At 49.3% G+C, this 25,724-nt stretch carries 23 protein-coding genes and 1 tRNA gene; 11 read left to right on the forward strand and 13 right to left on the reverse strand.

Annotated features, from left to right (window positions below; translation table 11 throughout):
• Positions 1–4 precede the first annotated feature (4 nt).
• The 4 genes from BUB30_RS16215 to BUB30_RS16230 all read left to right on the forward strand — a co-directional run bounded on the left by BUB30_RS16215 (position 5) and on the right by BUB30_RS16230 (position 2,886).
• Positions 5–817, forward strand: a complete 813-nt coding sequence (locus tag BUB30_RS16215; RefSeq protein ID WP_073135964.1) for a helix-turn-helix domain-containing protein — start codon at positions 5–7, stop codon at positions 815–817.
• A gap of 78 nt (positions 818–895) precedes the next feature.
• Positions 896–1,282, forward strand: a complete 387-nt coding sequence (locus BUB30_RS16220; RefSeq protein ID WP_073135966.1) for a YybH family protein — start codon at positions 896–898, stop codon at positions 1,280–1,282.
• Positions 1,283–1,458: 176 nt separating this feature from the next.
• The gene (locus BUB30_RS16225; protein ID WP_073135968.1) at positions 1,459–2,232 is read left to right on the forward strand and encodes an isocitrate lyase/PEP mutase family protein; all 774 of its coding nucleotides are present in this window, start codon (positions 1,459–1,461) and stop codon (positions 2,230–2,232) included.
• A 60-nt stretch (positions 2,233–2,292) separates the two neighbouring features.
• Positions 2,293–2,886, forward strand: coding sequence for a hypothetical protein (locus BUB30_RS16230; RefSeq protein ID WP_073135970.1), 594 nt, complete (start codon positions 2,293–2,295; stop codon positions 2,884–2,886).
• A gap of 24 nt (positions 2,887–2,910) precedes the next feature.
• Here the strand turns inward: BUB30_RS16230 and BUB30_RS16235 are convergent, their stop codons facing one another.
• From BUB30_RS16235 to BUB30_RS16250, 4 genes are all read right to left on the reverse strand, one after another.
• Positions 2,911–5,202, reverse strand: a complete 2,292-nt coding sequence (locus tag BUB30_RS16235; RefSeq protein ID WP_073135972.1) for an ABC transporter permease — start codon at positions 5,200–5,202, stop codon at positions 2,911–2,913.
• 64 nt (positions 5,203–5,266) lie between these two features.
• On the reverse strand, positions 5,267–7,729 hold the full coding sequence (locus BUB30_RS16240; RefSeq protein ID WP_073135974.1) for an ABC transporter permease: 2,463 nt from the start codon (positions 7,727–7,729) through the stop codon (positions 5,267–5,269).
• Between the two features lie 138 nt (positions 7,730–7,867).
• Entirely contained in the window at positions 7,868–8,299 is a 432-nt protein-coding gene (locus BUB30_RS16245; RefSeq protein ID WP_073135977.1) for a hypothetical protein, read from the reverse strand.
• 86 nt (positions 8,300–8,385) lie between these two features.
• Positions 8,386–9,003, reverse strand: coding sequence for an FMN-binding negative transcriptional regulator (locus BUB30_RS16250; RefSeq protein WP_073135979.1), 618 nt, complete (start codon positions 9,001–9,003; stop codon positions 8,386–8,388).
• A gap of 70 nt (positions 9,004–9,073) precedes the next feature.
• Here BUB30_RS16250 and BUB30_RS16255 point away from each other — a divergent pair, with 70 nt between their 5' ends.
• Positions 9,074–9,397, forward strand: a complete 324-nt coding sequence (locus tag BUB30_RS16255) for a hypothetical protein (RefSeq protein WP_073135981.1) — start codon at positions 9,074–9,076, stop codon at positions 9,395–9,397.
• 69 nt (positions 9,398–9,466) lie between these two features.
• Here the strand turns inward: BUB30_RS16255 and BUB30_RS16260 are convergent, their stop codons facing one another.
• Complete coding sequence (locus BUB30_RS16260) at positions 9,467–10,624, reverse strand: FG-GAP repeat domain-containing protein (RefSeq protein ID WP_178377131.1); 1,158 nt, start codon at positions 10,622–10,624, stop codon at positions 9,467–9,469.
• 257 nt (positions 10,625–10,881) lie between these two features.
• Here BUB30_RS16260 and BUB30_RS16265 point away from each other — a divergent pair, with 257 nt between their 5' ends.
• A complete protein-coding gene (locus tag BUB30_RS16265) occupies positions 10,882–11,856 on the forward strand; it encodes a glycosyl hydrolase family 18 protein (RefSeq protein ID WP_073135985.1) in 975 nt (324 codons plus the stop codon).
• A 16-nt stretch (positions 11,857–11,872) separates the two neighbouring features.
• On the opposite strand, the gene BUB30_RS16270 is transcribed toward BUB30_RS16265, so the two are convergent.
• From BUB30_RS16270 to BUB30_RS16285, 4 genes are all read right to left on the reverse strand, one after another.
• Positions 11,873–12,217 (reverse strand): hypothetical protein, encoded by a 345-nt coding sequence (locus tag BUB30_RS16270; RefSeq protein WP_143164956.1) that lies wholly within the window; start codon positions 12,215–12,217, stop codon positions 11,873–11,875.
• A gap of 66 nt (positions 12,218–12,283) precedes the next feature.
• Complete coding sequence (locus tag BUB30_RS16275; RefSeq protein WP_073135989.1) at positions 12,284–12,796, reverse strand: anthrone oxygenase family protein; 513 nt, start codon at positions 12,794–12,796, stop codon at positions 12,284–12,286.
• 152 nt (positions 12,797–12,948) lie between these two features.
• Positions 12,949–13,395 carry a DUF2141 domain-containing protein gene (locus tag BUB30_RS16280; protein ID WP_084138176.1) on the reverse strand — a complete coding sequence of 149 codons (447 nt, stop codon included), beginning with the start codon at positions 13,393–13,395 and terminating at the stop codon, positions 12,949–12,951.
• Between the two features lie 175 nt (positions 13,396–13,570).
• Complete coding sequence (locus tag BUB30_RS16285) at positions 13,571–14,299, reverse strand: DNA alkylation repair protein (protein ID WP_073135991.1); 729 nt, start codon at positions 14,297–14,299, stop codon at positions 13,571–13,573.
• Between the two features lie 114 nt (positions 14,300–14,413).
• On the opposite strand from BUB30_RS16285, the gene BUB30_RS16290 reads away from it, so the two are divergent.
• From BUB30_RS16290 to BUB30_RS16310, 5 genes are all read left to right on the forward strand, one after another.
• Positions 14,414–14,485 (forward strand) — tRNA-Arg (locus BUB30_RS16290).
• A 220-nt stretch (positions 14,486–14,705) separates the two neighbouring features.
• A complete protein-coding gene (locus tag BUB30_RS35975) occupies positions 14,706–15,089 on the forward strand; it encodes an Arm DNA-binding domain-containing protein (protein ID WP_073135992.1) in 384 nt (127 codons plus the stop codon).
• A 135-nt stretch (positions 15,090–15,224) separates the two neighbouring features.
• Positions 15,225–17,060 carry an AMP-binding protein gene (locus tag BUB30_RS16300; protein WP_073135994.1) on the forward strand — a complete coding sequence of 612 codons (1,836 nt, stop codon included), beginning with the start codon at positions 15,225–15,227 and terminating at the stop codon, positions 17,058–17,060.
• Positions 17,061–18,002: a hypothetical protein gene (locus tag BUB30_RS16305; protein ID WP_073135996.1), complete on the forward strand. Its 942-nt coding sequence runs from the start codon at positions 17,061–17,063 to the stop codon at positions 18,000–18,002.
• A 283-nt stretch (positions 18,003–18,285) separates the two neighbouring features.
• Entirely contained in the window at positions 18,286–19,083 is a 798-nt protein-coding gene (locus BUB30_RS16310; RefSeq protein WP_178377132.1) for an MBOAT family O-acyltransferase, read from the forward strand.
• A 496-nt stretch (positions 19,084–19,579) separates the two neighbouring features.
• Here BUB30_RS16310 and BUB30_RS16315 read toward each other — a convergent pair whose 3' ends face one another.
• From BUB30_RS16315 to BUB30_RS16330, 4 genes are all read right to left on the reverse strand, one after another.
• Positions 19,580–20,851 (reverse strand): MFS transporter, encoded by a 1,272-nt coding sequence (locus tag BUB30_RS16315; RefSeq protein ID WP_073136000.1) that lies wholly within the window; start codon positions 20,849–20,851, stop codon positions 19,580–19,582.
• 288 nt (positions 20,852–21,139) lie between these two features.
• Positions 21,140–23,392, reverse strand: coding sequence for a xanthine dehydrogenase family protein molybdopterin-binding subunit (locus tag BUB30_RS16320; protein WP_073136002.1), 2,253 nt, complete (start codon positions 23,390–23,392; stop codon positions 21,140–21,142).
• A 25-nt stretch (positions 23,393–23,417) separates the two neighbouring features.
• Positions 23,418–23,873: a (2Fe-2S)-binding protein gene (locus tag BUB30_RS16325; protein ID WP_073136004.1), complete on the reverse strand. Its 456-nt coding sequence runs from the start codon at positions 23,871–23,873 to the stop codon at positions 23,418–23,420.
• A 202-nt stretch (positions 23,874–24,075) separates the two neighbouring features.
• Positions 24,076–25,701 carry a carboxylesterase/lipase family protein gene (locus tag BUB30_RS16330; protein WP_073136006.1) on the reverse strand — a complete coding sequence of 542 codons (1,626 nt, stop codon included), beginning with the start codon at positions 25,699–25,701 and terminating at the stop codon, positions 24,076–24,078.
• Positions 25,702–25,724: the final 23 nt, after the last annotated feature.

The following is a 25,724-nucleotide window of genomic DNA, read 5'->3' on the forward strand; positions in this document are numbered from 1 at the left end:
CGCTATGTTCACCGAGATCCGTCCACAGGAAGCGCTGAAACCATATGTGAAGCGCTTCTATTATTATGATGCACCATCCGCTCACGCGTTCGACGACCTGGTGTTTCCCAGCGGAAACCTGGAGCTGATCTTTAACCTGGGCAACGGGCTTTGGAAAACCAAAAAAGATGAAGCCTTTTGCACAACCCCTGCCGTCGAGTTGTGGGGCCAGATCACCAAACCGTTGGCGGTGCGATCGGTAGGAAAGAATTTTATGTTGGGGGTGCGGTTTCATCCCCACACCGCGGCATATTTCTTCGACGAAGACATCTCCGTCTTCAACAATGAGATCACCAACGCCGTCGACGTCTTTGGTCCCTCGCTCAATAACCTGCACGAACTGTTGCTGACCTTCACAGACCCCAAAGATCGGATTGCCATGCTCGAAAATTATTTACTGAACCGGCTGGCCGCATCGAAAAAAAAGCATTCCCGCATCCGGTTGGTGGAAGCCATCGCCAACGGTTTGAAAAATCACGCGGAGGGTGAGCGCATCGGCATGGTTTCTGAACGCAACAAAATATCGCCGCGATACGTCCACCGGCTGTTTTCGCAGTACACGGGCCTCACACCCAAGCTCTTTTGCCAGATCAGCCGGTTTCAATACAGCCTGCAGCTCATGCAAGGCGGTGATCAAAAAATGACCAGCGTCGGCTACGACTCCGGCTACTTCGACCAGTCGCACTTTATCCGCGAATTCAAATCATTCACCGGACTCACGCCGTCCTCATTTCCCACACAGGCCACGCCGATCAATCAAATTTTAAGCAATCTTTAGACTGTTCCGATTTATACAATTCGAGGCGATTCATCGACCCTAATTTTACACCCGTTAAACAAACAAAAATCAAACAAGATGAAAGCACCAAGAAAAGCAGAAGACGTTCACGCTACGTTGGCCAACGCCTTCAACACCGGCAATGTAGACGTTGTGATGGGCATGTATGATGTTTCGGGCATTATCGTTCCCGAGCCCGGAAAGCCCGTGTCGGGGCAAGCAAAATTTGAAGAAGCCATAAAGGGCATCTTGTCCATCAAAGGTAAAATGGAGATCAAGACCGTGTATTGTCTTCAAACCGGGAACATTGCCGTGGGCCGTTCCGAGTGGAACATCACCGATGGCAGCGATGTGAAGATCAGCGCCAAAGGCATCGAGGTGATGAAGCAACAACCCGATGGCACCTGGAAGATCGTTGTCGATCACGCGTTTGGCGCGGAGGCCGGCCTGGTTGTGGCATCGTGAGACTGAAAATACAAAATGACCGGCCGCGTTCCGGTCATTTTGTATTTTCAATTTATTCTCACAATGCGCAACGGAAGCCTGATTTTTACGTTCTCCGAAAGAAGCATCGGACCCGGGAAATAGAAACTTTTTCCAACCGATCCTAACATTCAAAAAATAAATCCAACCTTTATCCCATGAAAAATAGATTTGACGATTTCCTGAAACTACATCACCAGTCCGAACCTCTGCTGATTGGCAACGCATGGAACGTTCAGAGTGCAAAAGTATTTGAACAACATCAGCTCAAAGCGTTGGCCACGTCCAGCGCCGCCGTAGCCGAAACGTTGGGGTTTTCCGATGGCCAGGGAATGGGTCTCGAGGATTATCTCTTTGTCATAAAACGCATCGCCGCATCGGTTTCCCTCCCCTTGTCGGTCGATTTTGAGGCCGGCTATGGCGAGACCCCGGAGGAGATCAGCGCAGCCATCACCCGGCTGAGCGAACTCGGCGTGGTGGGTATCAACATTGAAGACTCGGTGGTGGTGAACGGAAAAAGAAGTATCGTCGATGCCGGAGTTTTTGCCGAAAAAATAAAACGCATTATCAAGCTGCTGGACGTCGCTAACGTCAAGATGTTCATCAATTTACGTTCCGACTCTTTTTTGCTCGCGTTGCCGAATGCATTGGAAGACGCCTTGACACGGATAGACACTTATCAAAATACCGGCGCGCATGGATTGTTCCTGCCTTGTATTAAAGACATCGACGACATCGCCAAGGTTACGGGACGTTCGAAGCTTCCCATCAACGTCATGTGTATCCCAGGCCTGCCCGATTTTAAAGGTCTGCAAAAGGCCGGCGTGAAACGGATCAGCATGGGACCTTTTCTGAACCTCAACATCTATCAGCAATTGGGAACGGCTACAGACAAAATAGTGAGTGACGGGAGCTTTAACAGTCTTTTTTAGCAGTAAGCTAAAAAAGACTGACACCTTCCAATTTGTAAACACCCCATAGCAACGTTCCGAATGAAAAGAAAAAACATTGTGTTCGGGGGCGTGGCCATCGCTCTGGCCGGGATGATCATGTTCATCAGTCATTGGGCCAGCACGCAACCCATTTGGATTGTTGATACAAAAATCGACCAAGATGCCACGACCGACCTTCCCGACAAAAATAAAGCGATCGTTGCCTATCTGGAGGCAAATGGAAAGCAAATCGCTCCGAATTATAAAGATGTGGTCTGTACCGAATTTGTGATCAAAGTCATCGATCATTTCACGCCCCTGACCAAGACTGAAATGAACGACATCAGAATTATAACAAACGATGATCTTCGTGAACTCATCGATGCGAACGCCCCGGTCATCAAAGGCGTGCAAACCGCCCTGACCCATAGGGACAAGGGGATAAAGATCGAGTCGGGCGAGGATGCCAGGCCTGGTGACTTTGTACAATTTTGGAATATCTATAACGGCAAAGAATATGGCCACTGTGGAATTGTTATGGCCATCAGCCCCAACAAAACGCTCACGGTATATTCTTCGCACCCTTCAACACAAGGATATGGAAAACAATGTTTTCTGTGGCCCGACAAGTTATTTTTTGCAAGACTCCATTGAAGAACGTCCTTCACGCCACGGGCTTCATTCATTTTTCAAACTATCCACCGGATTTGTCAGCGTTGCCTTCACCGTTTGCAGGCTCAGCGTTAGTACGGCAACAACGGCCACCAGGATCACGGACAAGACGAAGATCCAGGCATCCATCTCAATCCGGTTGGCAAAACGCGTAAGCCATTGGCTCATCAGGTAGTAGCCTATGGGTGCGGCGAATACAAAGGCAAGTGCGATACGTTTGGTAAAAAGAAGTGTCAATAAGTTCAATATATCCAACGACGTTGCTCCCAATACTTTCCGGATGCCCATTTCTTTTGTCCGGGCCTCCGTCACTGCCCAGGAGAGTGCGAACAACCCGAAGCACGACAAAACGATGCTGACCCCGGAAAAGGCGATCATGATCCTGTAGAAAAAAGTATCCTCCTTGTATTTTTTCATCAGATCTTCCTGGATGATCCGGTAGGTAAACACGCTTTCCGGGAAAACCGACCGCCATTGTCGTTGAAGTTGAGGCATTACTTCGGCCAGCCCATGTCCTTTGAAATCGACCAGCAGGGCCCTCCCCTCGTTATAATAGGAAATGATCACTGGTGGAATTTCCTGCTTGAATGAGCTGCAGGTAAAATCTTTTACCACGCCCCGTATAATGTCTTTTGTTCCCGGTATGCGCTGGCCTACCGGATTCTTTAAATTGAATAACCGGATAAGTTTTTGGTTAACAAGCTTTCCCTTGCTGTGCTCTGTTAGCAACTCACCCTCCACCAGCTCCAGGTTTAGCGTTTTCAGAAAGTCGTCATCACCCGAAAATATATTGGGTGAATAAAACTCCCCATTCTCCAGATCATAGCGCACCATGCTGTTTCCGTTGATCGGGTTTCCACTACAAACGGTCACATGGTTTACGGTCGACAGCGCTCCGACTTTTTGTTTGAGGACCAGGATGTCTTTATCGGCAGCTTTGTCTGGTGCGTCCAACTGTATGATGTTTCGGTTAAAGCCAAGGGGAGCGTTTTCCAGGAAATCCATCTGACGGATAATGGTTACCGTGCAAACCGTCAGGGCGATCGACACCATAAATTGCATCGTGAAGAGAAATCCATTAAAGCGAACCGTTGTCGAATCCTTGGTCATCAGGCTTACGGGTTTCATGCGCCATTGCTTCGCTACGGATAAGATCACCACCGAAATGCCCGCTACAAATAGGATCATCCCCAACAGGGACATCACTTTTACGTTGAGAAAATAATCCGTCGATACGCTGGCTTCCAATACCGTATTAAAAACGGGGATCATCAGAAAGGTGACGGCCAGTGATAAGGCATAGGCCGCAAAAATATAAACACCCGTCTCGACCATCGAAAACTCCAGCAGGCCTTTCGGTGAAACGCCCAAGGTCTTTTTGATCCCGATCTCTTTTTTCCGGCTCTGCCAAAAAAGTAAAAACAGGTTAATGAAATTGAAGCCGGCGATGAAAAGAATTAATCCACATACAATATACCCAACGGTAATAAACATAGGACTTCGTGTGAGCATAAATCGCATCTTGTTGAAGCCACTGAAATAGGATTCCGTTAACGGGGCGAAATGATAGTCTATTGTACCCGGGCCCAAGAGGCCGGGACGCTGGGTGTCCTTGTTGATCCTGGTTTGCAAACCTTGCGACATGCTCGCGTCGGCCAGCAAGACATAGGCGGCACCACCATTCCAATCGCTCGTCGCATGGTTCACCAGGGCATCAAAAACCAGGTGACTTCGCTCCGGGGCTTTTTCGACCACAGCAGAAACCACCAATTGTACCGTAGTATCCGCAGCCTCAAGCGTGACCACCTTTCCTACCACATCCGGTCCACCAAACAAAGCCACAGCTTTATCCCGCGACAAAACGATGTTGCCAGGAGCCAGGCAATTGCTACCCCCTCCTGCTACGATGGGGAAATCGAAAAATGTAAAGAAGGAGCTATCCACCGAGAGCACCATTAAATCCGACAACGCGTTCTTCTCCGTCGATATCGTTGTTCGATCGATCGTAGCCAGCTGACACATGTTCTCCACTTCAGCATACGTCGTGGTGAAATAGTCGTGCATGTAATCGGGTATATAGGGAATCTGCCCCTCGTCACCAAACGGATTATTGCTGAATACCTGAAAAATCCGTGCTTTGTTTTTGTGAAAGGAATCGGCATTGGTTTCTGAAACCAGGAAGGAGACCAGCAGGTTTGAGCAGACAAACCCCACCGTTAGGCTTAACAATATGATCGACGTGTAGATCCTTTTGCTCCAAAGGGCCCTGATCACGAGCGTTAAATTCTGTCTCAACATATTATTTATCATTTCGTTGGAACAACTATTGTGCCCTCATTGGCGCGATACCAATATTTTGATATCATTCATTCCTCAAACTTTTCACCGGGTTCGCCCGCGCCGTCTTGATCGTCTGCACACTCAACGTGATCATCGCCACCACGATCAGCAACGCACCACACACCACAAATACCCACCAACTGATCGGCGTCCGGTAAGCAAAGCTTTGCAGCCATTTATCGATCGCCCACGCGGCCAAAGGAGCGGCAATCACAAATGCAATCAACACCAGTTTCACAAACTCGGCCGACAACAGCGACACAATATGCGAAACGGAAGCGCCCAAAATTTTGCGCACACCGATCTCTTTCGTACGCGCCGCCGAAGTATACATCACCAACCCGAGCAACCCAAGACAACTGATCAGCACCGACAACCCCGTGGCCCAATTCAACAGCACCGACGTGTTACGTTCCGTCACGTAGAGTTGCGCGATGGTGTCGTCGAAAAACCGGTAGTTGAAATCCGCGTCGGGATAGGCTTCGTTCACGGTCTTGCCGATCTTGGCGATGGCATCCTGCCACTGACGCGTGCCTTGGGGCTGTGGGCGCAAGGCCACGTGGAAGAACCCGCCCTGTGTGCGCGATTCGTATACCAACGGCCCGATCGGGTTGTGGAACGATCCCTCGTGAAAATCCTGCATGACGCCCACGATGGGCGCTTTCCTTTTTCCGGAAAACGTAAGCTCCTTCCCCAGTGCATCGACCGGCTGAAGGAAACCCAGTGCCTTTGCATAGCTCTCGTTGATCAACGTCTCATCGATGTTCTTGCCTTCGCGCACATTGCGGCCGGCCACCAATTTGATTTGATACACATCGAGGTAGCTGGGATCGCCAAAGCGCAGCTGGACCGTGCGCAGGCGATCGTTGGCCGCGGCTTTTGATCCGGTGTTGCCCTCGTCGTACGTGATGTTGGCAAAGGCGCTTCCCTCCATCGCGGGGGGAAGAAATCCGGTGCTCACTTTTTCTACTTCTGGGAGATTAGAGATCTCATTCCTGATCCGGTCATAATGTGTTGTGTCGCGTGGCAGCTCAAAATTCAGAATGGCTTCTTTGCGATAGCCGAGGTCCTGGCTCATCGCAAAGTGAATTTGTTTGCCCACCATAAAGGCCGCGATGACAAAGAACTGGGCAATGACAAACTGCGACACGGTGAGCATCTTCCGGATGCCCGACCGGCGCGTAGGCATACCGGCAAAGGCCTGGTTCTTCAACACCGCCGAGGGTTTGTAGCCCGACAAGATGATGGCCGGATACAACCCCGCCACAAAACTCACCGCCAGCGTGAGCACCGCCAGGAAGGCCATCACCCCAGGCTCGTGCAAGAGGTCGAAGTGCAATCCCGGGGGGAGAAATTCTCCAAACAGTTGCAGCAACGCGGGTGTCAGGCTAGCCGAGACCAGCATCGCGAGCAAGGTGATGAAAAAGGTCTCACTCAAAAATTGAATCACCAACTGACCTCGTGAGCCACCGGACGTTTTGCGTATGCCGATCTCACGCGCCCGCTGCGACGCCTGCGCCGTGGCCAGGTTGGTGAAGTTGATACAGGCCAGCAACAATAAAAATGCGGCAATGGCCAGCAGGCCCATCAGCACTTTCTTGTCGGCGGTGCGTTGACCAAACCCGGCATATTGCAAATTGAAATGTATATCGTTCAAGGGCTGCAGGGCGAAATCCAGTTTGTTTTGCTCGTCCTTATGCGCGCCATATTTTTGAAACACCGCGTTCATCCGCGCTTGCACATCCGCAGGCCGGCTTTCTTTCGACAGCCTGACATACAGTTTGGAATAGGCCATCCAATCGTTCCAGACGTTCATCATGAACTGGTCCTGCAGGTGGGTCTTGGCAATGGTGGCGTAAGAAATAAATTCAAGGGACGTGAGGTCCGAGGGTTTGTCAAAGTCTTTTACGATGCCGGTCACCACCATGGTGAGGTCGTCGTTGTACTGGAGCTCTTTGCCGATGACATCACTCACGGCCGTATGCGGAAAATATTGAGCAGCCCTGGTTTCTGTGAGCACCACCGAGAAAGGATTCGACAAGGCCGACGACTTGCTTCCTGCCAGCCATTGGAACGGCATCAAGTCAAAATACAGAGGGTTGGTGAACACGATACCGGGTTGCTTCTTGAACACCACCTGCTCTCCTCCCCGCGCGATCATCACCTTTGCCGTGGCATCGCCCTGGAATTGCATGATGGGCACCGTTGCCTCCACACCACTGACTTCGTTTTGAATGGCCATGGCCGCCGGTGCCGGCACGGCTGGGGAGTGTCCAACCATGTCGCCGAACTTCATGTCCAACACCACGCGATAGATCCGGTCGCCGTCTTCTTCAAATGTATCGAAGCTGTTTTCGTAACGGACCAGAAGGTAGATGACCAGCGCGGCGCTGATGCCGATGGAGAGTCCCAGGATATGAATGATGGAGAAGGTGATGTTCCGCGTGAAGGCACGGAAGGCGACGATCACATAATTTTTCAACATGGCTTCAGGGTTAGGTGCACGGCATCCCTACCAATGCGAGTGCCAAAGACATCTATTTGACTGTCAGCAAACTTAAGCTTTATTTTTGGGTTGTGCTTGTTCGGTTTCGGAACGCCTTTGTTCGATAAAGCCCAACCATCAGCCCTTGCGGATGCTTTTTAGAAATGCCGCTTTGTCGCGGGTGTTGATCACCACTTGTTTGCCCTCGCCCTTTTCGCCTTTAAACGCCAGTACGATGCCTTCTTTGTTTTCTTTGGCGGAGGTGATCCGGCCGAGGGGGATCTTGTGCAGGAGGTCATGTTGTTTGGTGATGCCGGCCAGCAACAAAAAACTCCGGAGCCACAGTTCTTTATCCGTCACCACAATGTCGAGCGACCGGCTGGCGCCACCGAATTTGGTTTTCCACGAACGGGTGGAATAGCCTAACGCCGTCTTGTCGCGGTAAACAACGTTCACCGAATGAATGTCCGGGAAAATGGAAAGCGCTTTCTTCCCCTGGTCATAAAAGGTTTTCAGAATGACGATCCCGACAGCCACGCCGACCAGCAGGAGAAGTGAACCAACTTCCATTGACAATTTATTTAGACCACAATATTACATGTTTTCGCCGCGCACGGATGTAGGCGCCCGCGCATTTTTCGCGAGGCTGTTTTTCTTCACGATCCCTTTTCCTTCGCTTTCATAAACGCGGCAATCTGTCGCTCGCCCTCGTGGTCGCTTTTGGAAAGCGTTTCGATGATGCGATGGCGCTCGGCTTCGTTCTTATTCTGGCTGAGCTTATTCTTGCCCTGCAACTCCGTGACGGCGATCTCGAAGGCCATGATGCCATTGACCGCCCTTTCTTTGAAGTCGGCGGGCAGGCTGTCCCATTGCTGGCGATAGGATGCCTCGAACGTTTCGATCATCTGTTCCAGTACGGGCACCGCTTGTTGTGGCTCCGGCAAGAGTTTCCCCCGGCCATAGGCATGCACGGCCACATAGTTCCAGGTGGGCACGTTCTGCACCTTGTCGTAATGCTTGGGGGAAATGAAGGCATGGGGCTCACTGAAAATGACCAGCACCGGGTTGGCTTCGATCTCCTCCCATTGCTTGTTGGCCCTGGCAAAATGCGACGTGAGCACGATGGTGTTGTCCACCTCGCGAACGAGGAACGGCAGGTGTGTGGCCGTTGGGTAATTGTCTTTCACCGTAACGATGGTGGCAAAGCTGAAGCGCTTCATGAAGGCCACCATTTCGGCCGTGTCGGTGGTCAGAAAAACACTGGGCGTATACATGATTGGCAGACCCGTATGCTGACGGATAATTTTTTACCCCTAATTTAGTACCGGGAAATTTGAAAATTCTATGCAGACCGACAAATTAACACATCCCCTTGTGAAGAGCGCATTGACGGCCCTGGACAAAGGCGACGCCAAGGGCTGGTTTGGGTTGTTCACTGCGGATGCCGAGCTGTATGACGACGGCAACAAGGTGAGCTTCGTCCCTTTTTTTACAAAGGCCATCGGCCATGAGCGATTCACGGCGATCGATAAGGTGGAGCAGGATGGGTTACATGTTTATGGACGGTTTCATTCGGACCAGTGGGGAGATTTTAAGACGTATTTTAAATTTCATGTGAACGGTCAAAATAAGATTCATCGGCTCGAAATTGGGCAGGCGGATTATTAGGCGTCTGGAGTCAGCCAAGTTTGGTAGTGATGGCGACCGTCAAATATTTCTATCGTTTTGTACGTTGATTCATTTTGTAATTTTTGATTTGTTATTGCCAAAGAATAGCATATTTGGAGCGTCAGATCGGGCCGTGCCAATGTCAGGCTTTCCGTCTTCATTGAAATCGCCAACGGCAAAACCATACGCAGTACCTTTTGAATCGCCAAAGGAAATGGATTTAAAGTTGCGACCGGTCCCGTCGTTGATAAAGACTGTTGAAGGGGCTTCTACGTGTCCCACAAGGATGTCAACCTTTTTGTCGTTGTTTAGATCGGCTGTTGCCAGGGCATACGGGACAATCTTTGAATCCGCTATAGAAATCCCTGCGGAAAAGGTTTGATCGGCTTGTCCAAAATAAAGACTGACACCTTTGTTTTCATCAATCGCTACAATGTCAAGGAAATCATCTCCATTAAAATCGGCTACGGCTGTCATGCGAATGGTAGCGTCGGGGGGGCCGAATGGAATGCGCTGGCTGTCCGAATAAGCCCCATCCGAACGGCCTGGATACACGTAACTTTGACCACCGTCACGATGCGGGACAACAAGGTCAACAAAGCCATCTTTATTAAAGTCCGCAGGGGTTATGGTCGTGGCAGGGTAAGGAGCAAACGGGATGCAGTTGCCATCGAAGTGTCCGTTTCCACTATTTAAGCAAATATAATTTGATGTTGATGAATTACCTCGGTTCGCCAAAATGACATCCGGCAACCCGTCTTTGTTGATATCGGCGACGGCCAAATTGCGGGTCGGCCATCCAGGGCGCCCAAATTCCGGTCCAACTTCAAAATTGCCTTTTCCGTCATTAAAGTAAATCAGTTTCCGATCCGGGTCATCATTGCTAACCGCAACATCGACAAAACCATCGCCATTAAAATCGGCCAAAGCGCCGGTGTACGAACGGTCTGCGATCTTCCCAAGATCATAAGCCTTTCGTATTCTCCCCGATCCATCACCAAGAAGCACCCGGTCTACAATCGGCCAATGTCTTCCTTTCACCAACAGAATGTCCAGATGACCATCGCCATCGAAGTCGCCAAAACTCATACCCGCGGTCGTATCAGATTTCGTTTCCAGCTGCAAAGAATGATCGAAGTCCGGAAGTTCATTCCCATACGTCTTCTGAGCGAGAACCTTCTCCGTCATCATGCCAACAAGACACACAATAAAAACGTAAATTTTCATGGCATTCCTAAAGTTAAACTTTGATATTTTAAAATGTTCATTCCACGCCATTGTGTTCATTTATGGCTTGGCCTTATGTTTTTATCCCTAATTTAGTACCAGGAAACTGAATTGCTGTGCATAACGATAAATCAGTAGCCAGTCGTAAGTCGCCAGTAGCCAACCCTCTGTAGCCGGTAGTCAGTTGTCGGCGTTCGGGAGCACCCCGGAGTGGGTTGCATTATTTTGTTGATGTTTTTTACTTGAATTGGGAACATATGAAATTGTTTTTTCGCATTGCTGTGATAGGGCTGGCGTTAGCGAATGCCGCTGTGGTTCGGGCTCAGCCTGGAGAAGAGCCTTTCCGGGTGGTGGGCTATTATTCGATTTCGTCGGCTTTGGCGGGGGAAGAGGGGGTGGCATTTAAATATGTGACGCATGTGAACCTTTGGTTTTTGAATCCGGATTCGGTTGGGAATTTTACGCGGGATCTGGGTGCGCTGAGGGGGTTCGTTGAGAAGGCGCATAAAAAACACGTGAAGGTGTTGTTTGCCATTGGCGGGGGAACGCGGCAGCCACAGTATCACCGGTTGTTGCAGGACGACAAGCGGGGTGCGCTCATCCAAAACCTGGTGGCGGAAGTGGAGAAGTACAACGTCGATGGTGTGGATGTTGACCTGGAGGGGACAGACATCGATGGGAACTATGAGAACTTTGTGACGGAACTGGCGCAGGCGTTACACGCGAAACAAAAGCTGATCACGGCGGCGATCGCGGTCTATTACAAGGATCAATTCACCGACAAGGCGCTGGCACAATACGATTTTGTGAACGTCATGAGCTACGACCGCACGGGACCGTGGCGACCGGACAAACCCGGTCCACACGCAACGTATGCCCATGCCGTGGAAGATCTTGACTATTTTGGTATCGAGAGGAAGATCGCTCCCCAGCGCATGAACCTGGGCGTGCCTTTTTATGGCTACGGCTATGGTCCCGAGCTGACCTCCCCGGCTACCAGCAAGACCTACAAGGACATCGTAGCCACTTTCCCCGGATCAGAAAATGTGGACGAATGGAAAATGCCCAATGGCCATATCCTCTACTACAACGGCATCCCCACCATACGGCTAAAGACACAGCTGGCGCGGACAAAAGCTTCGGGCATCATGATCTGGGAACTGCGCGGGGATAGCAAAGGAAAAAAGTCGTTGCTAAAAAACATTCACAAGGCTTCCAGGGCCAAGGCCTAAGCCTGGTCCCATCTCACTATTTCTTATCCACCACCACACCCTGCGTCTCCAGCCAGCGCAACAAGGTGTCTTTCTCTTCCTGTGAAAGTTTGATCGCATTGCCCCGGGGCATTCGCTGTTTCACAAATACCTGCTTGTATATTTTCGGGGCATGGGTTTCCATGTTGGCGACGGTAAATACTTTGCCCGGGTTTTGGCGCTCATGACAAACATTGCACTTGCTTTGCAAAACAGTGAGCGCCTGCTCTTTCGTGCTGTCATCCTTGCGGACCGCCGGATCAGGGTGGACGTTTGCCTGTGTCGCCGCGTAGCCACACATCAGCGACACGAGGATTAGCGCCTTGATAAAATGTGTTTTCATATTTTTTTGCATTTCATAGAACAAACCTAGCATGTCACGTGTCGTGACGATAGAACAAAACCGACATCACACCGACGCCACCGATTCCTTCGGACTGAGACACGCCAGGATCACCAACACGATGGCAAGCACGGCGGCGTAGGTGCGAATGGTGTTCAAGCCATTCCACGGTCCTTCGAAAGAGCGCCGCAGGGAAGCCACTTCGGCGTCGGAGGCCGTGGCCAGGGGGAAGACATCGAGTGCGTTGTTCAGGGGGACATTTCCGGCGGCCGTCACGCCAAACACACCCACGGCATACACGACCGTGGCCGCCAATAAAAACCAGAAGCGCGCCGACAGGGGTTGAGCATAGTGCATGTAGGTGCTCACGGGCAACAGGAAGAGCGTGCCCATGAAGGCGGCGAAAAAAATGGGATTTAAAATGGCCCGGTTCATGGCTTGCATGGCCGCGACATATTCGCGGTCGGTCACGTGGGCAAGGCCGGGAGTCACGGAAACGGACCAGGCATAAAACAGGCCGGCCATCAGCGCGGTGGTGGTGGCCGTTACTACAAGAAGGAGGTTGGAAGGTGTTGTCATCGCTATTTTTTTTATCAAAAATAGGATCACCCCTGCTTTCAGAATTGAATAAAACCGACACACGGCCCGGCAACCTCAAAAAAAATCAATTGCCGTCAGGATTTCCGGGGCAAATGCGCCATCCTAAACCAGCGACAACGTTGGGTACGGCGTTAGTCCGTCTTATTTTTGCCGAGCATATAGCGCATGTCGATCACAATGTTGGTGTCTTTCTGATTGACCGGCAATTCGATAGAGGCCTTTTCAAAAGAGGGCGGGCCAATGGCGCCCATGGCGTTGTTGGAAAACCCGAAGCCTTCCTTGGGGATGCCCAGCCGGTTTTGGTCGAGGTCCTTGTTCTTGTTCTCATCGTGGAGCACGCTGACGGCATACCGGCCCGGCTTCACGTTGTCGAAGACCACGATCACGCCGTCTTTGGACGCCCTTACGATCTTGCCTTCCATGGCGTTGCGCGGAAAATGATCGTCCTTGTCGTAGAGGCCCACGATGATGTTGCCCTTGTTGCTTTTGATCTTCCCGACCTTCACTTCCAATTTGTTTTGCGCCATGGCCATCGTGACAAAAGACAACACCAAGGCAATCATTATGGTCCTTCTCATAAAACTTAACGCTTATAAGGATGAAACAACGATTGTATCAAAAAAGTTATGCATTTCGGGGTTTTCGTGCGGTAGTGAGAGGGTTACTAACGTATGGGCTGGGTGATTTCATTTTGAACCGCCTCACCTTCGCTAAAGCTTCGGCGAGCAAAGAAAGACGCAAATTCCTTTTTCCTTACACGACTTTCCTGGAGGTCTTCCTCCCTGTCTTCAACTTCACCATCGTCTCACGCACCGCGATACGCGGGAGGCTCTCGGCATTTTCTCCCAGGTATTCTTCCACGGCCTCCCGGTAGTGCTTCACCATCGTCCGCAGCAGCCACGAGATGGCCTTGGTGATGAGGATGTCTTTTTCGCCTTTCAGCCGGTCGATGTTTTCCAACGCCACGGTCACCAGTTCGGCGTTCACTTTCCGGCTCAACGGCGAACAAAGCAACACCAGCGAAGCCCGACGCGTTTGAATATTCTTGCTTTTGGCAAACTTCAGCAACAAGGGCTTCCATGCCTGCCATTGCGCGGGGATCTCCGTGAGCGTATACTTCCCCGTGCACACCACATCCACTTCGGCCCACCCTATCAAGTGTTCCAACCATGCTCCAAACACGGCCGGCTTGAACTGGCGCTGGTCTGGGGTGGCGTAGTCCAGCAACACCCCGGCCATAAATTTCTCCGTGGCAGACTCACCCTCGATGAGGCTGGTGAGCACCGGCACAAACAATTTTGCCGGCATCTCCCGGTGCGCCTTCATCCATCCCTGGCCGATAGCCCGCAGGGTGGGCGCGTTGATGGCGTAGCGCGGGTGCGGGTTGCCCAGGTAACTGTCTGAAAAAGTGTGCTGCGTAGGCTTGCCCGCCTTGGCTTGAATGAGCTTCAGGAGCTCCTGGTGGTGGGGATTCATGGCCATAATGCCCGTGATTTAAACGTTTCCCCCAAGATAGCACATCAAACCAAGCCCTTTTTAGGGCCAGGATTTTTTAGGCCGAAACCTTTCCTTATTTTTGCAGGCAATTGAAAACACGGCTCCGTATTTCAATGGATAGAATTTCAGATTCCGATTCTGAAGATGCAGGTTCGATTCCTGCCGGGGCTACTTAGACAGGATCAACCAATATCAAAACCGCTCAAAATCTATGATTTTGGCGGTTTTTGTTTTTTAGGGATGTCAAAAAATATCAAAAAAAACCTAAAAAAAGGATACCCATTTCGGTGACCGATGGAGACCTTTTAAATTGGTTTCGAACCCACGAAATGGGGACTCCAGGATCGCAGCTGGAAAAGAACATTGATTAAGAACTTTAAACTTTTTAACAATGAACCTCAAGCAGAATCTTTCAATTTTCTTCCATCTTATTTCTTCCAAGAAGAATAGGAATGGCCTCTATCCCATCTGGGTAAGCGTCACGCTGGATGGCAAACGTACCGAGATCTCTACGGGCCGTCAGATCCATCCAACACACTGGGATCAATCTGCAGAAAGGGCCACAGCACTCTGCCCTGATCAGGTGCCTTTAAAGGAATACCTGGATCTCACGTCCTCAGAACTAAAGCGGCACTATACTATTCTCCTGAGCTCCAGACCAAGCGCAGTGGCAGAGGACGTTAAAAAAAGATTTTTATTCATTACATTTACTAGGTTGTTATTCAGCGCATCTACTATTGGCAATTTGATTTTTTGCGATTCGGTTTCTGTTTAGAGGGGACAGATGGTTTTTGGTCGAGTGAGCAGTCCACTGGAAACACCGGTGGCTTAAATCTCCCAAGTTTTTACGCCGGCATGCACAGCCTTGCGGTAGCATTGACCGGCATTTAATAATTCGAAAAAGGATATAATGAAAAGTATCGTTGAGTTAGTGAGCCGTGCAAAACTCTATCCTAAAAAAGTGTTTGCCGTGCTGCACGATGGGGAGGCAGTCACCTACGGTAATTTACTTGCTACGGTAGACAAGCTAAGCGTAATTTTTCAGCGACTAAATCTTACACAAGGAGATAAGATCGTATTATCGACAAATGACAAAAGAGCGCTTGCCGAAATTACCATTGCTGCCTACAGGTTTGGGCTAACGGTCATATTAACGGATCCCAACGCTAAGGCTGACAGGATACATTCCATCATGGACCAGGCTAGTCCCGTTGCATTCTTCATTGACCATGACCTCGTTGCGGCGTGGAGAATGGAGGGAACAAATACCGTTGAGATCAACAATATTCGCGAAGAAAAAAAGAATGTTTTCAAAAGCATCTTTTCACGGAACACGAACGGTGGCGATCTTCCCTCTGATCACACCTATCCAGCTTGTTTGAAAGGCCTCGAAAACACACCGCCAACATACCCACCATTCATTGACGCGTCATGTGTTGCATACATGATGTACACGTCCGGATCCACCTCTGATCCCAAAGGTGTGGTGATATCCCATAAGAATTTGTTCTCACACCTGGAAACGCTTAAGAATGTTTATGGAATGGATGACAAAGTCAGGATCCTGAACGTCCTGAATTTATATCATACGGACGGGATCAACCAGGGACCTTTGTTAGCATTTTATTGCGGAGGTACATGGATAAGTCCGTTTAGGCTGGACACCTCCAGATTGGACCTTATCTACGATGGCATTTACAAATATGAGGTCACACACCTGTTCGTTGTGCCTACGCTACTGGCCTTCTTTGAAAAATATCATGAAGGTTTTGAGGATAGTTTCAAGACACCTGACTTTAAATTCGCTGTCTCTGTAGCAGCATTGTTGGAAGAACGATTATGGCATTCGGTTTCCTCTATATTTAAGATTCAGGTCGCAAACATTTATGGTCTCACCGAAACGGTCACGGGAAGTGTCTATTGCGGACCCAGCGCAGACACCTTTAAGATAGGCACAGTAGGTAAACCCGCCGACTGCAGCATCAAAATCATTAATGAAGAAGGGCAGGAAGTCAAGAAAGGTGAAAAGGGTGAACTTCTATTGAAAGGCGATCACGTGATGGTCGGTTACTTTAATAACCCCGAGGCTACGAACAAGGTGTTGATCGACGGGTGGCTCTATTCCGGAGATATCGCACGTGAAGACGAGGGAGGATTTATTAAAATCGTTGGCCGAAAAAAGAGTATGATCAATTCCGGGGGATTCCGAGTTCAACCCGAAGAAATAGAAGAGCTCCTTCTCAAACTTAACGAAGTAGATGAATGTAAAGTTATTGGGCTAACAGACCCTATCCTGACGGAAAAAATGATCGCGTGTATAAAGCCAAAGGACAATGTCGTAGTGGATGAACTGGTGATCTATAAGTTCTTGCGCGAAAATCTTGAACCCGAAAAAGTACCTCAGGATATGCTTGTCATCGATTCATTTCCGCGTGGTATCAGCGGCAAGATCCAGATAGAGGAATTAAAAAAGATCGTGATTAAAAAACACGCCGCGCCTATTGCAAAAAGCGAAGGCGTGCTGGAAACAATAGTCAAGAATGCCGCCACTATTTTCAAGGTCAAGCACAGTGACATCACCGAAATGAGTTCAACACGAACCGTTTCCGGGTGGGATTCGCTGAATCATCTGGCCCTGATAACCCGACTCGAGCAAGTATTTGACGTCAAGTTTTCAACTTCTGATGCTATGGTGATGACGTCAATACGTGCTATTCGAAATGTCATTCAAAAAAAACTACAATAGATGACTGATGATGCACCTCCGTTACGAACATGGGTCTTCCCTATCCTTGCAAGTCTTGCTATTGTACTTTCATTTCTTTATTACAGTTATTCGAATAACGGACCTTATGCCAAAACGGTAGCGCTCTCGAATAAGAATCTCGAAAGCGCATTAATGGAAAATACCCGCGATACATCCGCGTTATCGATCGTCATCTTTGGCTCTTCCTTGACAGAACACGCTCTGGTAGATCCTCGCGCGCTTGAAGACAGTATTTACAAGCTAACCAACAGAAAAGCGAAAGTGCTTCGTGTGGCGTTGAGTTATCTTACCCCCAGGGTTGCTCAACACATTGACTTTTTTGACTATATAGTCAAATATCCCCCCAATTACCTGTTCGTTGAAAACTTCAGTTTCAATCTGACTCACGGCGATACGACCGCCCTGACGCCTGACCCCATCAATATGGCCCTACTGAACGTCCGGAATATCATTCGGAATGCCATTGGGAAGCCCGCACTTGATAATTACTACGTCAAGTGGTATACCTTCGACGGAAAACCACAACCCGGTGATCGCTACTACACGCGCGAGTTTGACAGTGTGATGTTCAAAAAACTCCTTCATTCAAAGTCTTCGGTTAGAAAAATGTGGCAAAACAATGTTATCAACACCGCATTCGATGCGTTGGCGAAAAACAACACCAGAGTGGTTCTCCTGGACATACCCTTGAATAAATTGTTTCCCCATAATTTCATGGATCAACAAACAGCGTCTGAGCTCAACAAGCTCTTGACAGTCTATAAAACTCAATATCATGTTGATTATTGGCCCTTCCCCTACGTTATGGATAATTCATTTTTCACCGACGGCGCTCACTTGAACTCAAAGGGTGGAATGCAATATCAAAAATGGTTCGTGTCTGAAATTGCGTCAAAAAAATGTTATGAGGCTACTCATTGAAGTCATATTGTTCGCAATGCCCATGATCCTATTGGCATGGACGTTGCCAAAAAAGTATGTATTGCCTTCCCAGATCATTATCACTGCACTTTTCATCGCCTATCAATCACCTTTATCTTTTGCCATTCTGGGCACGATCACGTTCGGCAATTACTATTTATGGCACAAAGCGGTTTTGCGAAAGTCTATAAAGATTGTGATCAGCTTGGGGATTTTGGTGTTGCTTATTGTGTCAGCCAAAATTCTATTTACCATACATGACCATTGGATAATCCCCCTTGGGATGTCCTATTACATTTTCCGAAACATCCATTATACCATTGAGAGCTACCATGGCAGGATTCAAAATGAGGGCCTGCTGTTCTATCTCGCTTATAACTTTTTTCTGCCTGTGCTGATCATTGGTCCAATCCATCGTTATCCAGAGTTCATAAGGGATTGGCAAAGAAGACGAGTAAACAGTGACTATTTTTCATTGGGCTTTCAGCGCATTTTATATGGCTTTTCGAAGATCCTGATTATCGGGAGCTACATCCTCGACTTAAAACTTTCTACCATCATTTCCAACCTGGACGAAAGTCAACATTGGCTCAAGGTATACCTGGAGACCATCAGCGTAGTACTGCATGCATACTTCCAGTTTGCTGGCTACTCTGACATCGCCATTGGTATTTCACTGTTGCTTGGTTTTCGCGTAATGGAAAACTTCAATTTTCCGTTCCTGGCCAGTAACATGCAGGAGTTTTGGTCAAAATATCACATGTCGCTTACCTCATTTTGCCGCGACTATATTTATACTCCCCTTGCTTCTTACTTCAGGAAACCCATGTTAGGGGTTATTATCACGATGACCGTCATCGCGCTATGGCACGAAATCACCATACCTTATTTGATCTGGGGATCGTTGCAAGCTTTCGGAATCTATCTGGCGTTCCTTTTTAAGGATACGCCAACTTCATTGGTCAGCAAGAACCTGGGAAGAGTTTTTGTATTCAATTACTTCTGCCTGAGTTGTGTGATCATCGACTATGAATTAGTAAAAGCGCTTGACGTTTATAAAACCTTGTTCTTTATTAACTGATCATGTATAAATTCTTAACGACCTTTCTTCCGAAGACCCTTGCCAATATCACAATGGCTTTGTGGTACTTCCTCCTGATAATCGTGAACTTATACTGTGGAATTGCCTTCGCGCAAGGAACGTTTCAGTACGTCCGTTGGTGACCGAGGCACCCCGTTTTGAAGCGGGCTCCCGAATTGCTCACGTATTTAGGAAGTACAAAGAACATTCAAAGTGTATCAAAAGTAAGGATGCTGATGGAGTCATTCCAGCAGACTTTCGGATCCCCGCTGTTGACTACATTCGTAGTTTTTATATTTGAATTAACTACAGAAGCGATTGAGGCCCATCATGGTAAAATTCTTTGCTATCCCATTTCCAAAGGTGGATAGAAAAATACCGGCAGGACTATTACCATAATTTATTATCCGTTTTGCGCGTTGGATTTGGTTATTCGCTTAGCGCTAATGAAGTCGTAGCATGCCTGTCAGAAAAAATCCTGAAATCCCTAAGGCAATCAGACTTTACCTTCATTTTTCCTTGTTCTGGAGTTGTCGCCCACGGCCATAATCGTCAGCGCGGCGGAGAGGAGCAGCGCTGAAGCCATGAAGTTGTAAGAAGCGCCGAATCCGCCGGTTGTACTGTTCAGGTATCCTACCATGTAAGCGCCCACGAACGAGCCCAGTGCGCCAAAGCTGTTGATCAGCGCAACCGCTCCGCCTGCCACATGTTTGGGGAGAGCTTCGGTGATCATCGCAAAAAAAGGTCCATAGGGTGCATACATAGCAGCCCCTGCGATCGTCAGCAATACAAACGAGAGCCAGAAATTATTGCTGCCGGCAAGGTGAGATCCGTAAAATGCAATAGCACCGACCAGGAGGCAGGGCCAGACAAACTCTTTCCGCCGCTGAAGCTTATCGGAATAATGCGATGCTGCGAGCATACCCAGGATGGCAAATACATAAGGCACTGCGGATAGCCAACCGGTTTTGACGATGTCCATAGACGGTGCTGATTTGATAATCGATGGGAGCCACATAACGAACCCATAAACTCCCACGCTCCAGAGTGCATACTGGAGCGACAAAAGAATGACTACGCGCGAGCGAAAGGCGTCCGCATAATTTTTTACTGGCTTGATATTCTGCTGCTCCTGCTCCAGGGCATGCTGCAATTTTGCCTTATCGTCGGACGTGAGCCAGGCAGCCCCTTCCGGAGTGTCGTCGACGATGCGCCACCAGATAAACGCCCAGACGATCGCTGGCAAGCCCTCCAGGATAAACATCCATCGCCATCCCACAGCGTCAATGAGATACCCTGAAAGTATGGACATCCAGAGAATCGTGGCAGGATTGCCAAGAATCAGGAAGGTATTGGCGCGCGAACGCTCGCCTTTCGTAAACCAGCGACTCAGCAAAATGATCATCGCCGGCATAACAGCACTTTCCACGATGCCGAGCATAAACCGGATCACGATGAGCACGTTCACATCCCGGATCATACCCGTGGCAGTGGCCAGGGACCCCCACAGGATGAGAGACCAAAAGATCAGTTTTTTTGCGCTTCGCTGAACGGCATAGATCGTACCCGGGATCTGGAAGAAAAAATAACCCAGGAAAAAAAGCGAGCTTAACAGGGAAGACGTGCCTTGATCGATACCAAGGTCCTCCGTCATGCCGCCCGCAGTTCCAAAACTGAAATTGGCGCGGTCGAGATACGCAAGGCTGTAAGTGATAAAGGCAATAGGGATCAGACGATACCAGCGCGACGGAACAGTAAGTTTCTCCATTCCATGAATATAGCGGTTCCTGTACCAAACAAACAACGTGGAATCACAATGAATATGCCATTGGATAATTATTTCTGATATTGTTGTTCTAAAACTATCTGTTATACGCCTTAGCCGTCGAGTTGTTCCCGAAACGATATAGGGGTCATGGCAGTCACTGGGGAGGCTTCCTGCTGATCTTTTTCACGATGCCTGCTCACCAATGTTCATTCCCATTGCCATAGGGGAACCAAACGGCTTGGATTTTTCGCCGCCACCTTTTGGAATGAAATTACAATGCACCCTCGTCTACATCCGCGACCGATTCACCTGAATCTGCTTTTCAAAAGGCTGATCATAATATCGTTTGCCTGATGCCCTATACAAAGCGTTTGCAACTGCCGCAAAAATTGGAGGAAACAACGGCTCGCCAAGCCCTGTCGGTTCTTCTTCATTTTTGACGAAGTGAACTTCAATCGCACCCGGTGCATCCTTTTGCCGGACCATCTTATACTGGTGGAAATTGTTCTTCTCCGGAACGCCATCTTTAAAGGTCATCTCACCGAACAGCACATTTCCAATGCCATCTACGATCGCCCCTTCACCCATGTTGGCCGCAGCGTCGGGATTGACAACAATGCCGCAGTCCACGCCGGCAACAACTTTTTCGATTACGGGTTTATTTCCGTCTAATCGCAAATCCACTACTTCGGCAACGTAGGTATTGTGACAGAAATAGGCCGCGACTCCCCTGCTGATATTGGGTTTCGTTTGATCCCAGTTTGATTTCTCCCTGACAAGTTTTAAGACGCCGGCATATCGATCCGGATTATAATCATTATTTTTTCCCACGGGATTTGTTTTTGCCCGATCCAACAATTCAAGCCTGAACGCGATCGGATCTTTGCCTGCCAGTTCTGCCAGCTCATCCAGGAAAGATTGTTCTGCGGCTGCGATGAAATTTGAACGTGGTGCGCGAAATGCGCCAATGGTAATGTTGGAGTTTATTTCCCAGCCTTCTGCGAGATAATTGTCGACTGCTCCCGCGGGAAACCGGTTGGCATGCACCGCGTGCTCAGGAACTCCGCCACCGCGAACGTGAAATGCGATGAGATTATTTTTTTCGTCCAGTCCGGCTTTATAGGTGGCTGTATAGGTGGGTCTGTAAATTCCGTAGGTCATATCGTCTTCGCGCGTATAGACCATCTTCACTGGAGCATTGACTTTCTGAGAAATCAGAGCAGCCTCCAGGATATGATGGCAATAGGCCCGCAGGCCAAAACCTCCACCCATTCGGGCAAGACGTATATGAATTTTTTCTTTTGGCAATCCGAGACGGGCAACCAAAGTTTGCATGATGAATTCAGGAGCTTGTGTCGCCCCAAAGATCTCAGCCTTTTCGGCGGTGACGTGAGCAAAACAATTTACCGGCTCCATCGTGTTATGCGCCAGGTAGGGTGCGGTGTAGGTTCGCTCGATGATCTTCGCCGCCGTTTTGAATGCCCCCTCCGGGTCGCCATCTTTCCGAAGAACGTTACCAGGCTTGGCTGACATTTCTTTCATCTTCGCCTTGTGCGTGACGGTGCTCTCCAATCCAGCCGGGATGACGACGGGTTGTGTTGAGCCGCCCCAGCCCTTCACCATAATTTTTTTCTCAGGTGCCAGTTGCCATTCTATCTTCAACGCTTTTTTAGCGTTCATTACTTCCCAGGTAGTGTTCCCAACAACGACTACCATTTCGGTAAACGTCGTTGTATCAAATGCGTTCCGTTCGTAGTCGTCGCGCAGCGTATTGATCGTAAATATATCTTTGATCCCGGGCATGGCCCTTGCGGCTTTGTCATCAACAGACTTTATCGCCTGACCAATGGCCGGGGCATGTGTAACCATGGCGATCAGCATGCCATCTTGTTTGTAGTCCATCCCAAACAAGGGTTTACCGGTCACAATACTTTTTCCTTCGACATTCTTTTGTGAGGTTCCGATAATGTTCAGCGCACTGAGCTTCTTCAGCTGCACATCTTTGGGAACAGGCAATGTTGCCGCGAGCGATGCCATTTCACCGTAGCCGGCTTTCTTTCCGCTACCGCGATGGTATAGCATTCCCGATTCTGTGGTGATCTCTTCTACGGGGACACTCCACGTTTTTGCCGCTGCCTCAACGAGCATTCTTCGGGCCGTTGCGCCCGCCGTGCGCAGCGGTTTCCACCCCAGACGTATTCCCTGGCTGCCACCGGTGAATTGACGCTGAAAGCGTTCTGGATAAAAGTCTGCTTGCTCTACGGTCACCTTACCCCAGTCAACATCCAACTCATCGGCGAGGATCATCGGCATTGACGTTTTCACGTTCGAACCAAACTCAGGATTGGCCGACATCAACGTTATTGTTCCATCCGTGGCAATTTTGATAAAGCTGTTTAGTTCGAAAGACTCGGCCGACAAACTCATCGCTTCCCTCGTGAAGGACTTGCCCAGGAGCAGCGAGTTAAAGCTTAGCAGCATCCCTCCACTGGCAAGGACGGAGACTTTTAAGAATGCTCTACGACTTGTTTTTGTATTCATAGGGTTGATTGCTTTAGGATGATGACTACGATTTTGCTGCGGTGTTTATCGCTGCCTTAATACGGAGATAGGTTCCGCAACGACAGATGTTGCCATTCATGGCCGTTTCGATTTCTTCATCGCTGGGGTTTGGCTTCTTTCCCAGCAAAGCAACGGCTGCCATGATCTGACCCGCCTGACAATATCCACATTGCGCAACATCATGTTCCAGCCATGCTTTTTGAACAGGATGATCTCCATTCGCCGACAGCCCCTCGATGGTCGTGATTTTTTTATTTGCTACGCTCGAAACCGGTAAACTGCACGATCGCACGGCATTGCCCTCCATAATTACCGTACAGGCTCCGCATTGAGCCATGCCACATCCATACTTGGCCCCGACAAGATCGAGGTGATCGCGAAGTACCCAGAGGAGAGGCGTTTTGGGATCTACGTCCACCGCCTGCTGTTTCCCGTTGATGTTGAGGTTAATTGTTGCCATTGGGGTTCAGATTTAATAGTTATAAGTTACGAAAATCTTGCTGTTAATTCCTTCATTACCCTGGACAACCGGCTCGGGCGGTCAGACGGCGGGTAAAAAAAGATGAATAAAATAATCTATACCGTCTCCATACCATCACATCCCTCCTGCTCTTTTTTCTTTAGCACGGTTTGCACACAGATCCATTGATTTGACTCAGCCGTCAAATTCCACGTACTTGAATACGATCGCGCTGCTTGAAAGCTTTCTCAATAACATTCAGTCTTGCTTTCCGGGGGTCTGGTTTCCCCACTGTTTTTCCATCCAGGTCGATATCCAGTATTTCTTCTTTCTGGGTATTGTACAGCGGCCAAGCGGGAAGGCCATTGCCATTAGGATCACCTGTTTTTGCAAAGTTTGCCCAATAGGTGTTCATGATCTTTGCCAACTCTTTTTCTTCCGGTGTTGCCTCACCAGGGGATCCCCATCGTGCATGGAGCGTGTTAAACACAAAGGAGACTTCCGATCCGTGACCGGCACCGTAACGGGAGCGCTCACGCGACGCCGCAGCGACATATCCAAATTGAAAGATGTAAGCGGGTGCGCCTTTCGCTACATAGGCTCTTGCCGTCATCCGTGCGGGTTCGCCCCATACCCAATCGGTGTTAAACTTCGTCATCACTTCAGCGAATTCCTTGCTGCCATCCGGATCGAACGCCGCTTTCGCCTCAGCTGCGTTGTCCCCAAAGAGCGCAAACAGTGCTTCCTTCGAAGCAGCGTTGCTGACGAACGGCCCACCAATTTCGCCACTACAATTTCCGATGATGAGTGGAACCTTTGCCTGTCGCCCTGCTTGGTATGCGCTCTCGGCCGTCTCAACAACCAGTTTGCCATCCAGGATTGGGCCGGAGTAGATCTTAACACCGGAGCTATCGCTTTCCTGACCTCCATCGAGTATTTCCTCAACGCTAAGTGACCGGAGCTTTGTCAGGGCATCGGCACCTGTGCCGTCAATCTTGTGTTTATGAGCAAAGTTCATCCCTATTGTTTCGGCGGATACGGGATAAAGAGGATCAGCATTCTCTTTATTGATTGGTCTACCGGTAAGCACACCATCGCGACCACCACTGGATTCACCGATAGCTTTGTGGAAAAGTCCTCTTGCAGCCGGGATCGTTAGAAGCGAATGAATGGATACACCACCCGCGGAAAAACCGAAAATGGTTACGTTATTAGGATCGCCTCCGAATGCGGCGATGTTTTCCTTGATCCACTTCAGCGCAGCAATCTGATCCATGTAGGCATAACTACCTTTAAATTCATCCGGATGTTCTTTACTCAATGCAGGGTGTGCAAAATGACCCAGGCGACTAAGCCTGTAATTGATCGTCGTCAGGATGACGCCTTGTTTGGCAAATGCGTCTCCTGCCGAGCCCGGGTCGGAACCGCTGCCCGCTACGAAAGCACCTCCGTGAATCCAAACCATCACTGGCAATTTTGATTTACCCGTTGCTGTAGCGGGAGCCCATAAATTAAGAAAGAGACAATCTTCCGAAGTTTTTGCTGTGGAACCAGGCCAAAGTCTCTGTGGACAATCCGCGCAGTATTTGCTGGCGTCACGAACTTCCTTCCAGGGCGTTACCGGCTGTGGTGGTCTCCAGCGGTTGGCACCCACGGGGGGCGCGGCATAAGGAATACCCTTGAAAGACACGATGTCACCTTCTTTTAGACCCCGCACGGTTCCCGCGGCGGTCTTAACTTCCGGTCCCGCGCTTTGAGCGCTTTGTTGAGCATTTAAAAAGCTACAGGTCAAAATTAGTAGCGCGATTCCAATGGGTAGTCTTTTCATCTCGATTGTTGTTAGGGCAATTG

This window comes from Chryseolinea serpens, from assembly GCF_900129725.1.
Classification (GTDB): Bacteria; Bacteroidota; Bacteroidia; order Cytophagales; family Cyclobacteriaceae; genus Chryseolinea; species Chryseolinea serpens.

Excerpts from the sequence above, each read along its gene's own strand:
- BUB30_RS16215 (WP_073135964.1), top strand. The coding sequence starts at position 5 with ATGTTCACCGAGATCCGTCCACAGGAAGCGCTGAAACCATATGTGAAG.
- BUB30_RS16220 (WP_073135966.1), top strand. The coding sequence starts at position 896 with ATGAAAGCACCAAGAAAAGCAGAAGACGTTCACGCTACGTTGGCCAAC.
- BUB30_RS16225 (WP_073135968.1), top strand. The coding sequence starts at position 1,459 with ATGAAAAATAGATTTGACGATTTCCTGAAACTACATCACCAGTCCGAA.
- BUB30_RS16230 (WP_073135970.1), top strand. The coding sequence starts at position 2,293 with ATGAAAAGAAAAAACATTGTGTTCGGGGGCGTGGCCATCGCTCTGGCC.
- BUB30_RS16235 (WP_073135972.1), bottom strand. The coding sequence starts at position 5,202 with ATGTTGAGACAGAATTTAACGCTCGTGATCAGGGCCCTTTGGAGCAAA.
- BUB30_RS16240 (WP_073135974.1), bottom strand. The coding sequence starts at position 7,729 with ATGTTGAAAAATTATGTGATCGTCGCCTTCCGTGCCTTCACGCGGAAC.
- BUB30_RS16245 (WP_073135977.1), bottom strand. The coding sequence starts at position 8,299 with ATGGAAGTTGGTTCACTTCTCCTGCTGGTCGGCGTGGCTGTCGGGATC.
- BUB30_RS16250 (WP_073135979.1), bottom strand. The coding sequence starts at position 9,003 with ATGTATACGCCCAGTGTTTTTCTGACCACCGACACGGCCGAAATGGTG.
- BUB30_RS16255 (WP_073135981.1), top strand. The coding sequence starts at position 9,074 with ATGCAGACCGACAAATTAACACATCCCCTTGTGAAGAGCGCATTGACG.
- BUB30_RS16260 (WP_178377131.1), bottom strand. The coding sequence starts at position 10,624 with ATGAAAATTTACGTTTTTATTGTGTGTCTTGTTGGCATGATGACGGAG.
- BUB30_RS16265 (WP_073135985.1), top strand. The coding sequence starts at position 10,882 with ATGAAATTGTTTTTTCGCATTGCTGTGATAGGGCTGGCGTTAGCGAAT.
- BUB30_RS16270 (WP_143164956.1), bottom strand. The coding sequence starts at position 12,217 with ATGAAAACACATTTTATCAAGGCGCTAATCCTCGTGTCGCTGATGTGT.
- BUB30_RS16275 (WP_073135989.1), bottom strand. The coding sequence starts at position 12,796 with ATGACAACACCTTCCAACCTCCTTCTTGTAGTAACGGCCACCACCACC.
- BUB30_RS16280 (WP_084138176.1), bottom strand. The coding sequence starts at position 13,395 with ATGAGAAGGACCATAATGATTGCCTTGGTGTTGTCTTTTGTCACGATG.
- BUB30_RS16285 (WP_073135991.1), bottom strand. The coding sequence starts at position 14,299 with ATGGCCATGAATCCCCACCACCAGGAGCTCCTGAAGCTCATTCAAGCC.
- BUB30_RS35975 (WP_073135992.1), top strand. The coding sequence starts at position 14,706 with ATGAACCTCAAGCAGAATCTTTCAATTTTCTTCCATCTTATTTCTTCC.
- BUB30_RS16300 (WP_073135994.1), top strand. The coding sequence starts at position 15,225 with ATGAAAAGTATCGTTGAGTTAGTGAGCCGTGCAAAACTCTATCCTAAA.
- BUB30_RS16305 (WP_073135996.1), top strand. The coding sequence starts at position 17,061 with ATGACTGATGATGCACCTCCGTTACGAACATGGGTCTTCCCTATCCTT.
- BUB30_RS16310 (WP_178377132.1), top strand. The coding sequence starts at position 18,286 with ATGTCCTATTACATTTTCCGAAACATCCATTATACCATTGAGAGCTAC.
- BUB30_RS16315 (WP_073136000.1), bottom strand. The coding sequence starts at position 20,851 with ATGGAGAAACTTACTGTTCCGTCGCGCTGGTATCGTCTGATCCCTATT.
- BUB30_RS16320 (WP_073136002.1), bottom strand. The coding sequence starts at position 23,392 with ATGAATACAAAAACAAGTCGTAGAGCATTCTTAAAAGTCTCCGTCCTT.
- BUB30_RS16325 (WP_073136004.1), bottom strand. The coding sequence starts at position 23,873 with ATGGCAACAATTAACCTCAACATCAACGGGAAACAGCAGGCGGTGGAC.
- BUB30_RS16330 (WP_073136006.1), bottom strand. The coding sequence starts at position 25,701 with ATGAAAAGACTACCCATTGGAATCGCGCTACTAATTTTGACCTGTAGC.